An 8,771-nucleotide genomic window follows, 5' to 3' on the forward strand; every position below is an offset into this window, starting at 1 on the left:
AGATGTGTATAAGAGACAGTCGCTATTCTATACATTAAATAACCAGATTGTAAATAGATTTTCAAAAGAACTTTTTTCGCAATTAATAATTAAGGTTTTGGGTAATAACGTTTCAGATGGATTACTCTATATTTTTGCAGAATAAAATAACACTAAAAATAACGTTTGAAAGCGTCTCAATTTCAAACATCAGTTCCCATTGCTGTTTATTTGATTTTTTCAAATATACTGCGTTAAGCAAGTAACTGGACTAATTATAATTTTTTTAAAAAAAAGATCGAGTAAAATTTGATTTTTTACTCGATCTTGCTTCTTTCGTTTTAGATTAGTTTGAACTGAAGCGTTTTGTGGTGCCCTATTATTCTGCTGCCACTGGTTTTACAGAACCGTCCCATTTCTCTAATATCCAATTTTGGACGTCCTTGTCATGCAATACTTTCGTCAATTTCTTAATTCGCGGATCATTTTTGTCTTCTTGGCGAACGGCAATAATGTTTCCATAAGGCGAATTATCTTCTTCTAATAAGATTGCGTCTTTGACTGGATTTAATTTTGCTTGATAGGCGAAATTGGCATTGATCGCCACCAGATCCCCTTCTTCATTATTGTATGCGCTAGTTAAAAGCGACGGATCGATAGAATGCTCGAAGGTCAGATTCTTCGGATTTTCTTCAATGTCTTCAAAGCTGGCTGTTTCTAAATCAACCCCCTCCTTAACCTTGACCAAATCAGCATTTTGGAGAATCGTAATGATTCTTCCCCAATCAGAAACAGAATTTGAAGTGATGATCGTTGCACCATTTTTTAGTTCTTCAAGGGAGTTGATTTTTTTAGAATATAGCCCCATCGGTTCGACATGAACAGCTCCGGCATCCGCAAATTTGTAGCCATTTTCTTTTACGGCTTGTTCAAAGAAAGGAACATGCTGGAAATAGTTTGCGTCAATGTCCTTATCGGCTAATGCTTTATTCGGCAGGATATAATCATCGAAATTCTTGATTTCTAATTTGACTCCCTCCTTTTCCAATAATGGTTTTACATGCTCCAAGATTTCTCCATGAGGCGTAGTCAAGGTACCGATCACCAAGGTGTCCTCCTTTTTATCACTGGTTGAAGCCTTCGTGCACCCAGCAAAAACTAAGATTGCCGTAAATAAAATCGAAAAAACGATTGCCTTTCTCTTCATGTATTCTTTCCCCTTTTTTCTTAAAATTTTTGATTCTGCCTTTTGCAGCAGCTCTGTTCGGTTTAGAAATGACCGTAATATCTTGTTTGAACGACCGAATAATATACCCAATGGATCAAGCTGTTAAAATCGAAGACCGGCAGTCCGGATGCCTGTTGAATGGCATACGAATACGGCGGTAAATCACTGCACTCTAGTAAAATCGCGCCGATTTCTGGTGACTCAGCCAGATTTTTTTGCACTATTTCAACTAAATCAGCCGACAATTTCTGATTATCCAATGTCGTTTTTCCCCAGCGGATCGAGGAAAAACTTTCCAAAGCACCAATCTCGCAAATCGTACAATCCGATAAATCCGCGCCCGATGAACGGAAAAAAGCTTCGTTGATGTCTTTCCCACTAGCCACTAAGGTTAAGATCTTCTGCTCTTTTTTAAGGCCTATTTTTATAATCGGTACCTGAATAATGCTGGACAGAAAAACGGGAATCGCTACCGCTTCTGCCACAGCCTCTTGAAAGTGTCCAAAGTAACCACATGCACCAACGATTGCGCGTACCCCTTGTTTTTCAAGCTTTTTGGCGGCACTAATAATCTGCTCCTTGATTTGTTCGCTTCCTTCAAAGAGCTGCTCGATCTCAAAATCAACCACTTCGTAAAGGACTGGAAAATCAAAGGTCGTCGCATTTGCTACATTTCCGGGGACCTTGGGATAGATTAGATCAACAGCGATAATACCGATCGCGTACCCCGCAAAAGCTGTTGGCGAAACCTGTAAAGTCGCAGCTAAATCCGCTTCTGTTTGAAGATTGCCTCTTTTCATTACTCGATCACTCCCGTATTTAAATAATCCAGCAGCGCATTTTGATCTAAACTTCCAATTCCTAAATCTTCCAAGGTCAAGCCTTCTTTTAAGAAATCACGTCCTGTCATAACAGAAGCCAGCGTGATCATACTGTCGATCACTTTTGTTTCAACTCCGTATTTTTTCCCTAACTCATGATAGATGTGGCAGCCGACAGGTATATCCTCGGTGATATAGCGATCATGAATACTAAAAGGACCTGTTCCGATAGCCATCTCAAACTGTTCGTCAAAAGGTACGATACACTCATCTCCCATGTATTCCGGCCCCAAAATACTAGTCCTGGATAGGAAATTTTTCTTAGGAAAACGTTGAAGATCGACACCGATCTCCTCTGCCAAAGCCACCTCTTCCAAATAAAAAGCATACTGAACTTCTGAAATTGATTCGCAATAGGCGTGAGAATAAATCGAATAAGTGCTTTTGTCATTCCCGCCGAAAACTCGGCCCCAATTTTCCATGACTCCCACTCCTAAAATCGTTCCCGGACAATGCAAAACAGGATTCACATTGCTGAACCCGATATCTAAAACCGTATTCCCGCCCGTTGGTCCGTCGCCATTTGTGATAGCATCAAAACAGCCCAGCTCTTGTGTACTTTGTAAAAAGGCTTCTTGATCTGTCGATGGTAAAGCCGCCCCCCGCAATGTAATCGCTCGATACATCAAACTGACTTCTGGAGTTAAAACTCCGCCCTCCTTAACCACTCTTGCTCCATATGGGGCACTGGACCAGCCGCCAATGATCACCGATTTAGTACAATTGCTTTCCCGCATTTTTTTCCGCAGCTTTAACGAACCAAAATTATCTGGAATAATATGGACGATCATATTATCTTCTAAAGCAGGAACCAGCTCTTCAAAAAAAGCATCGTGAGCGATCGACGGAACCGCAACGATAACCAGCTTACAGCCAGCGACACATTCCTTTACATCCGTCGTGATCTTATTCAGCACCGCTTGGCCGGAACGCTTAAATCCATACTTATTGTTTTGATTTCCTGTAAGCAGTATCCCAGTACGTTCGACATTTTCCAGCGTCGTTTCTGCGAAATCCGGCAAATCACAAATATTGACTTTATTTCCGCCTAAAACACAATCGGCTGCGATCGCCTTTGCCGCTGCACCTCCTCCTAAAACAGCAATTGTTGCTCCATTGACACTCTTCTCATAACTCATTTCTTTTCCTCCTTTATAATTAAAAACAAAAAAAATCGTCCTTGATCTGTATTCAGAATACAAATCAAGGACGATAAAAATACCTTATCGCGGTACCACCTTCATTACTTGCTTTTAAACAAGTCGCTTTATCGGCTACGGAAAAATTTCGATAACCTATCACTATAACGGGTGAACCCGTAGTATCTAAAGATTTCTCCCTCGATAACTAACGCTCAAAGACCATTTTCACAATGCTTGACTATCTCTTTTCACCAAACAGAGACTCTCTGGAAATCGTACATCGCTACTCTTCTTATCGTAGCTTAATTATATTTTAATTCAAAAGCAATATTACGTGAGATGAATTTAAATGTCAATACTAAATTTTCGCTAGTTAAAAATAAACATCAACTCCATCCTGACGACAAAAAACCTGCAACTATACCTATTACTCGGTATGAATTGCAGGTTTTAAACATCCTAGCTTAACTAAAATGATATTCTTTACGTTTTAATTCTTCCCATTTCCAATTTTCGACTTCTGGGATATCCCGGCCTTCTGTCCGAATAAAGTCATGGTGTTTCGCTAATGTTTCGTCCATTTCAGCCAAGAATCCTTTGGCATCTTCTGCATAGACGGCTTTCGCAGCGTCTTGTGCCAAGTGGAAGCGATCCAATTCGCTGAAGACACGCATATCAAATGGTGTCGTAATGTCGCCATTTTCACGGTAGCCGTGAATGTGAAGATTATGGTTGTGACGATCGAAGAAGATATCACGCACCATGCCTTCATAGCCATGGAAAGCAAAGACGATTGGTTTGTCAGCGGTAAAGATCGCATCGAATTCTTCGTCCGTCAATCCACGAGGATCAATATCAGGATGACGCAGCTTCAAGATATCTACGACGTTGACAAAGCGAATCTTCAAATCAGGGAATTGCTTATTCAAGATCGATACAGCTGCTAAAGCTTCCAAATTCGGCTCTGTGCCTGCTGCTGCGATTACTAAGTCTGGTTCTTCCCCATCATTATCCGTGCTTGCCCAGTCAATGATCTTCAAGCCTTTGTCGACCAATTCTTCGGCTTCATCAGCGGAATAGAATTGCGGACGCGGGTGTTTGCTTGAAACGATCAAGTTGATGACTTGCTTGTCTTGCATCGCTTTATCCATTACCGCCATCAAACTGTTTGCGTCTGCCGGTAAATATTCACGGATAAATTCAGGTTTCTTTTCCGCCAAATGAGTCAATACGCCTGGATCTTGGTGAGTATAGCCATTATGGTCTTGTTGGAAGACGGTTGATGTCGCAATCAGATTCAACGCTGGGTATTCTTTATGCCATGCATGAGCACTGGCTTTGCGCATCCATTTGAAATGCTGCGTCAACATAGAGTCAACTACTCGCAAGAATGATTCATAGCTGGCAAAGAAGCCGTGACGACCAGTTAATACATAGCCTTCTAAAAAGCCTTCCGCTTGGTGTTCCGATAATTGACCGTCGATCACACGACCGGCTGAAGATTGCCATTCGTCATTACTGTTTTTTGGTTCCATCCATTGACGGTTCGTCACCTCAAACACTTTGTTCAAGCGATTGGATTTCGTTTCATCTGGACCGAAAATTCGGAAGTTCGTTGGGTTTTCCGTTACCATATCACGAGCTTGCTGACCAAATACGATCATGTCTTGCGCCATTACAGCACCCGGAGTTGTCGTATCGATCGCATATTGCTTCCAGTTCGGCATATTCATTGGTTTTGGATCAATTCCGCCGTTGGTGATTGGGTTCGTTGACATCCGGCGATCGCCTTTTGGTGAAATTTCTTTCAGCTCAGCAACGATTTTGCCGTTTTCATCGAATAATTCTTCTGGGCGGTATGATTTCAACCAGTCCACTAATTTATCTGCGTGTTCCATATCTTCTGATCCTACTGGAATTGGCACTTGGTGCGCACGGAAGGTGCCTGCCAATTGTTCGCCGTCCCATGTTTGCGGACCTGTCCAGCCTTTTGGTGTGCGGAACAAGATCACTGGCCAGTGCGGCATTACAGTGTCTTCGGCTTTGCCTTTGCGGGCTTCTGCTTGGATCGTTTTGATTTCAGTAATGACCTTATCTAAAGTTTCAGCCATAACTGGATGAACTTTTTCAGGATCGGTGCCTTCGACAAAGTAAGGTTTCCAGCCTAAACCTTCAAAATATTTTTGCAAATCTTCATCGCTTTTGCGAGAAAGGATCGTTGGGTTGGAAATTTTTCCGCCATTTAGATAAACGATCGGCAATACGGCGCCGTCATTTACCGGATTGATGAACACATTTGAGAACCAGCCGCCAGCAAGCGGACCTGTTTCTGCTTCACCATCACCTACGACAGTCGCTGCGATGACATCTGGGTTGTCTAAAATCGCGCCAGTCGCATGAGACAAGGCATAGCCAAGCTCGCCGCCTTCATGGATCGAGCCAGGTGTTTCTGGTGCCGCATGAGAAGCGATCCCGCCTGGGAATGAGAACATCTTGCATAATTTTTTCAAGCCGTCTTCATCTTCCGTGATCTCAGGATAAATCTCTGTATAGCTGCCATCGATATAAGAGTTAGAAACCATTACTTGACCGCCATGGCCTGGTCCTTCGATGTAAAACATGTTCAAATCATATTTATTGATTGCACGATTTAAATGCGCATAGAGGAAGTTTTGACCAGCGATCGTACCCCAGTGGCCGATTGGATGGGTCTTCACATCTTCTTTTTCAAGCGGTTTTCTTAGTAACGGATTATCTCTCAAATACATTTGTGCAACGGAGATATAGTTGGCTGCGCGCCACCACGCATCAACTTTTTCCAAGTATTCTTTTGAATCAAAATCTACTGCCATTTATAAAACTCCTTTTCAGTCAAAATTACTTTTATTATTTTAGTACAATATACCTTTAATTTCCGCAGAAGTAAATAGCTTTTCGAAAATTAATAGTGATTTTTACTTTTATTGTAGGAAAAGCCTTTCTAATCCGCTAATTTAAAGTTGATTTGATCATAAACTTCTCTAGATCAGTTAATTTATGCAATAAAAAAAGGTCTTCACCTAAGCAAAGACCACGACAAATTTATTTCATTTTTCTTCAAATTAGCTATTTGATACTGCTGGCATAAAAGCCGATCCCCTCATCGCGCCAACCAACACGACTGTCTCTTATACACATCTAGATGTGTATAAGAGACAGGATTTGATCATAAACTTCTCTAGATCAGTTAATTTATGCAATAAAAAAAGGTCTTCACCTAAGCAAAGACCACGACAAATTTATTTCATTTTTCTTCAAATTAGCTATTTGATACTGCTGGCATAAAAGCCGATCCCCTCATCGCGCCAACCAACACGAATGAGATGATTTCGTTCACTGAGATGAGGCGTGTAATGATGTGCTCCCGCTTTTGCATTAGGATTGTATAGCCGATATAAATTAACTTTCGGCCAAGTCACTTCCGGAGAAAAGAAGACCTCCCCTTCATCCCACCAGCCTAAACTTTTTAGCCAAGCAACTTCGAGGTTGTTACGAGTATAATGATGGTCCCCAGCGTTAGGATTATAGGCGCGAAAAACACGATCCCCAGTTTCTGGTGCTCGCCAACCAATTCCCTCATCACGCCAGCCCGCCCTGATACAATTGACCTTTTCGTGCATGTGAATTGTGTAAAAGTGCTCACCAGAATTTGGATTATACAAGCGATAGACAGGAACATCCGCGGATACTTCAGTGGAAAAACCAAAGATAGCCAAGCAGCCAAATACCAACATCAGTACAAACGATCTTCTCTTCAATGTAACCGCCTCCTTTTAACCATTATACAATAAAAAAAGCTTGCGAGTGCTATCCTATTGGTCTGTATCCACAATAAAACAGCCCATTCAAAAAATGAATGGACCGCCAAACTTTTTTAATCAATTGGACAAACACTAACGCTGACAGTGTCACCGATGTCTTTTTTGATCTCCTTACGAATATCCTTGCGAATACCAAGAATGTAACAGATACTGCCATCCTCATTCTTTACGCCCATATTCACGATGCTGCCCTTATACTCCACACCATCAAATGTCGTCTGCACTTTGACACGCCCCTTGCCAAATTCCTCGCGAACATCGTAAGGAAAAATAATATATGCGCCGCCCTTGCCAACCTCGGAGGCATATATCTTTGATTCGAAATTGTATGTTTGCATGACTAAAAAGCCCTCCCTTTTTCTTTAAAATAAAAAAGCCGACGTTCCTATTTAGAAGGCGCGTTAATCTCGTCACTTTTCATTCGGATCCGTTCCTCGGCCTCTGCTTGCTGCTTCAAAATTTTTGTATTTTTCTTGTTAGGATTTTTCTGCAATAATCGCAGCTTTGCGCTTTTTGCAGGTTGCGGCATCTTATCATCTTCTTTCAAAATGAACTGTTCTCTACTAGATAATACTTGTATAATTTAGTTAAAAAATCGAAAAAGGAGTCTATAAAATGAGTACTTTATTGATAATTGGCAATGGTTTTGATAGATACATCGGGCTAGATAGCACGTATGAAAACTTTTTTACTCATCATTTACCCGATGAAACAAGGAACTTCCTAAAGGAAATAAAAGAGAACTACGAATTCAGAATCAGTGGCGAATTTGAAAATCCAGAATTCTTCAATCACTTATCTTTTCCATACGATAGAGAGAGTGTTAAAAATAAATTTTCTCCTTCAACCTCTATAAAAACACCAGAAGACTTCTCTGATAAGCGGAACTGACCTAAAATACTGAGACAGTGATAAAAAAGCATTTTCCTAGGCTGCTGATTCCCGATATTCTACTGGTGATCGGTAGCCTAGTTTTTGTTGAATTCGCTGTTCATTATAATAAGTAATGTATTCTTTTACCGTTTCTATTACAATAGATGTAGGCTCATTCGTGAGCTCATCTAAGTAGAACGTTTCAGACTTTAGTGAGGCATGAAACGATTCGATGCAGGCGTTATCTGACGGTGTTCCTTTTCGGGACATACTCATGGTAATGCCTTTTGTTTTTACTTGTTCCTGATAATCATAAGAGGTGTAAACCGAACCTTGATCACTATGCAATAAGCAATCCAGTGTGTCTGGTAGTTGATCCAGTGTATCGAGAACAAACGAAGTATCTTGTTTATCTCCAATCGTATAGGCAATAATTTCACCATTATATAAATCCATGATTGAGGATAAGTACAATAATTTTTGCCCAAAAGGAAGGTAGGTAATATCCGTAACCAACTTTTTTAAAGGAGCTTCTGCTGTAAATTCTCTGTTTAATTTATTTTCGTACACTTTATAAGGAGTTCCGACTTTCCGGTGTTTTTTCGGTTTTACGCGACAATTCCAATGATATTTTTGCATGATTCTCTGAACCGTATTTTTACTTACCTTGCGAGAGGGAGTGATCAAAGCGGCAACTTTTCGGTAACCATATCTAAATTTATTTTCCACACAGACACGTTGAATAGCTGCTTCGAGTTCTGTCAACTCTCCTAAGCATGGACGTTGTACCCAACGATAATAAGTGGAG

General features: G+C 40.8%; 9 protein-coding genes and 1 other annotated feature. Of the genes, 1 reads left to right on the forward strand and 8 read right to left on the reverse strand.

The genetic code is table 11. From position 1 onward, the window contains the following. Positions 1–358: 358 nt before the first annotated feature. From A5875_RS20955 to A5875_RS20985, 7 genes are all read right to left on the reverse strand, one after another. On the reverse strand, positions 359–1,186 hold the full coding sequence (locus A5875_RS20955; RefSeq protein ID WP_088935504.1) for a MetQ/NlpA family ABC transporter substrate-binding protein: 828 nt from the start codon (positions 1,184–1,186) through the stop codon (positions 359–361). Positions 1,187–1,248: 62 nt separating this feature from the next. Next, positions 1,249–2,007: an aspartate/glutamate racemase family protein gene (locus tag A5875_RS20960; protein ID WP_088935505.1), complete on the reverse strand. Its 759-nt coding sequence runs from the start codon at positions 2,005–2,007 to the stop codon at positions 1,249–1,251. Further along, positions 2,007–3,227, reverse strand: coding sequence for an NAD/NADP octopine/nopaline dehydrogenase family protein (locus tag A5875_RS20965; RefSeq protein WP_088935506.1), 1,221 nt, complete (start codon positions 3,225–3,227; stop codon positions 2,007–2,009). The genes A5875_RS20960 and A5875_RS20965 overlap by 1 nt, the downstream gene beginning before the upstream one ends. Before the next feature lie 63 nt (positions 3,228–3,290). Next, positions 3,291–3,538: a binding site (T-box leader), on the reverse strand. 156 nt (positions 3,539–3,694) lie between these two features. After that, positions 3,695–6,082: a phosphoketolase family protein gene (locus A5875_RS20970; protein WP_088935507.1), complete on the reverse strand. Its 2,388-nt coding sequence runs from the start codon at positions 6,080–6,082 to the stop codon at positions 3,695–3,697. Positions 6,083–6,532: 450 nt separating this feature from the next. Continuing rightward, complete coding sequence (locus A5875_RS20975) at positions 6,533–7,027, reverse strand: hypothetical protein (protein ID WP_088935508.1); 495 nt, start codon at positions 7,025–7,027, stop codon at positions 6,533–6,535. Between the two features lie 116 nt (positions 7,028–7,143). Beyond that, complete coding sequence (locus tag A5875_RS20980) at positions 7,144–7,428, reverse strand: DUF1905 domain-containing protein (protein ID WP_088935509.1); 285 nt, start codon at positions 7,426–7,428, stop codon at positions 7,144–7,146. 47 nt (positions 7,429–7,475) lie between these two features. Beyond that, on the reverse strand, positions 7,476–7,619 hold the full coding sequence (locus A5875_RS20985) for a hypothetical protein (RefSeq protein WP_249355026.1): 144 nt from the start codon (positions 7,617–7,619) through the stop codon (positions 7,476–7,478). 86 nt (positions 7,620–7,705) lie between these two features. Between A5875_RS20985 and A5875_RS20990 the strand changes: the two genes are divergently transcribed. Then, positions 7,706–7,981 (forward strand): hypothetical protein, encoded by a 276-nt coding sequence (locus A5875_RS20990; protein ID WP_088935510.1) that lies wholly within the window; start codon positions 7,706–7,708, stop codon positions 7,979–7,981. Between the two features lie 36 nt (positions 7,982–8,017). Here the strand turns inward: A5875_RS20990 and A5875_RS20995 are convergent. Beyond that, positions 8,018–8,771, reverse strand: a 754-nt coding sequence (locus tag A5875_RS20995) for an IS3 family transposase (protein ID WP_141108387.1), incomplete at its 5' end; no start/stop codon positions are given.

This window comes from Enterococcus sp. 3H8_DIV0648 (assembly GCF_002140655.1).
Taxonomy (GTDB): domain Bacteria; phylum Bacillota; class Bacilli; order Lactobacillales; family Enterococcaceae; genus Enterococcus_A; species Enterococcus_A hulanensis.

Bases quoted from the DNA above. Each gene is read 5' to 3' on its own strand.
- A5875_RS20955 (WP_088935504.1), bottom strand. From the start codon at position 1,186: ATGAAGAGAAAGGCAATCGTTTTTTCGATTTTATTTACGGCAATCTTA.
- A5875_RS20960 (WP_088935505.1), bottom strand. From the start codon at position 2,007: ATGAAAAGAGGCAATCTTCAAACAGAAGCGGATTTAGCTGCGACTTTA.
- A5875_RS20970 (WP_088935507.1), bottom strand. From the start codon at position 6,082: ATGGCAGTAGATTTTGATTCAAAAGAATACTTGGAAAAAGTTGATGCG.
- A5875_RS20985 (WP_249355026.1), bottom strand. From the start codon at position 7,619: ATGCCGCAACCTGCAAAAAGCGCAAAGCTGCGATTATTGCAGAAAAAT.
- A5875_RS20990 (WP_088935510.1), top strand. From the start codon at position 7,706: ATGAGTACTTTATTGATAATTGGCAATGGTTTTGATAGATACATCGGG.
- A5875_RS20980 (WP_088935509.1), bottom strand. From the start codon at position 7,428: ATGCAAACATACAATTTCGAATCAAAGATATATGCCTCCGAGGTTGGC.
- A5875_RS20965 (WP_088935506.1), bottom strand. From the start codon at position 3,227: ATGAGTTATGAGAAGAGTGTCAATGGAGCAACAATTGCTGTTTTAGGA.